This is a genomic window from Yersinia sp. 1252 StPb PI (assembly GCF_048593885.1).
Lineage (GTDB): Bacteria > Pseudomonadota > Gammaproteobacteria > Enterobacterales > Enterobacteriaceae > Yersinia > Yersinia enterocolitica_E.
The window spans coordinates 1-1,697 of record NZ_JAZGQE010000350.1; the positions used below are offsets into that span (position 1 = coordinate 1).

A 1,697-nucleotide genomic window follows, 5' to 3' on the forward strand; every position below is an offset into this window, starting at 1 on the left:
GAGTGAAGATAAAGTCCATATAGTGAGGGGAATGGGTTGGCTGGTGATGTTTTATCTGGAGTAAATGAGCTAAAAACTCTGTGCGTTTCCACTGCTGGTCGTCGTTAGGCAACTTTTGTTTTAGTGTTTCAACCTTGATTATTAATTCTTTGTACTGAGCTTCAAAGTAGGGAGCGTAAGTAGTCTACCCAGTCGATTCTCTGGAAAATCCATATTGTTTAGTTTTTGTCGATATCGTTGTTTTCAATTGATTTTATGGACTTGGTGGGATGTGCTGAGAAGTGCTAATGGTGTCCCCTACAGGAATCGAACGTATAAATATTTTCATGATTTAAAAGAGAATTTTTATAGGTAGTCATAATTGTTCCAACATTAATACCAACAAAGAATTTTTAAGTCGCTGTCATCGGTTAAGTCTTTGAAACTTGCATAAATCGAGTAAGTCTGGGAAGTTCAACACTAACAGATTATGGTCTATTGCTGGAGTGTGTTTCGATGAAAAATTGGTCCCCAGAGCATACAAAAGAAATCAAAGCTTGGCTCGACATAGATAACTACCGTAAGTTCGAAGAAATCACCTTAAACGGCCTGTATCATGAACTTTGGGCTAGATCGCATTTGTTTAAGCCATGGCCCACGGAGGAAGAGAAAAAAGGGTTGTGGAACTACATGACGAAAATTTTCAGTGGCAACCCCCATCTTTTCAATGACACACAACTCGACTACCCAACGACCAACGATAGCCTTTACAACCCTCCCCACATTTTTATAACTGATATCAGCAGGCTTGCTCAACTGAGTGTATCTGCTCTCAATGTGAATCTTTTCACTTGGGAAAGAGGAAACGATATATACAGTGTTAACGCTCCCCATCACGAAGCTTATGTATCAGCGCTAATGTCTCCTATATGTGAGAAAACTGTTCTGCTCGAAATCGATCTGGGTAGTGGAACAGACGATGAAATTACAGAGTCCATAAAAGCAGCACTGCCACAATGGAGACGGATTAAAGGGGTTGAGGTTGATGAGGCTGGGGCGGTTCGTTTTGGCTATGGAACTATCAAAAAAATCATAAACTATCGTTTGCCAGCGATGTTGGACATATTGCTATGGGCGAAAAGGAAGGATGTTCGAGTATCAGATGATCGCCTTTCTCGTCTTCTATACACAGATGAAGACGATGAGGCTTCAATCCGGCTTCACTATCACATCAAAGATGCAGATCGACCACTTGCTATGAAAGCTGCAACAATGGACTTCGCCAAGCAGTTCAATTTTTTCATGAATCGAAATCCACACCTAAAAAACATGAGAGTTTCAGATGTGATGAAACTCTCTGATTCCAACTAATCGTAACTCCACGACACCTAGATCTACAGGGCTACTCATTGCCCTGTGGTTCGGAAGCTCGCTCCTTTTTTATTCCGACAGTTCGTATAGTCATTTCATCGAAACGAACAAGAGGAAACATGAAATGAACAACAAAAGCACTCGTCTAATACGTCTTCCTGAAGTCCTCTTGAGAACTGGTTACGGAAAAGCCTGGATCTATCGGCTTATCAGCGAAGGGCGTTTCCCAACTCAAATTAAAATCGGCTCACGGTCTATAGCTTTTATTGAAAGTGAAATTGATGCTTGGATTCAAGCAACAATAGATGAAACAAGAAAAAACGTTGCTTAAAACTAATTCTATTAAA

General features: G+C 40.5%; 2 protein-coding genes. Both read left to right on the top strand.

Going from position 1 to position 1,697, the window contains the following annotated elements:
* Nucleotides 1-495 precede the first annotated feature (495 nt).
* Nucleotides 496-1,350, top strand: coding sequence for a DUF6387 family protein (locus V2A85_RS23450; RefSeq protein ID WP_005183550.1), 855 nt, complete (start codon nucleotides 496-498; stop codon nucleotides 1,348-1,350).
* 124 nt (nucleotides 1,351-1,474) lie between these two features.
* Complete coding sequence (locus V2A85_RS23455) at nucleotides 1,475-1,681, top strand: helix-turn-helix transcriptional regulator (protein ID WP_420072526.1); 207 nt, start codon at nucleotides 1,475-1,477, stop codon at nucleotides 1,679-1,681.
* The last annotated feature ends 16 nt before the right edge of the window (nucleotides 1,682-1,697 follow it).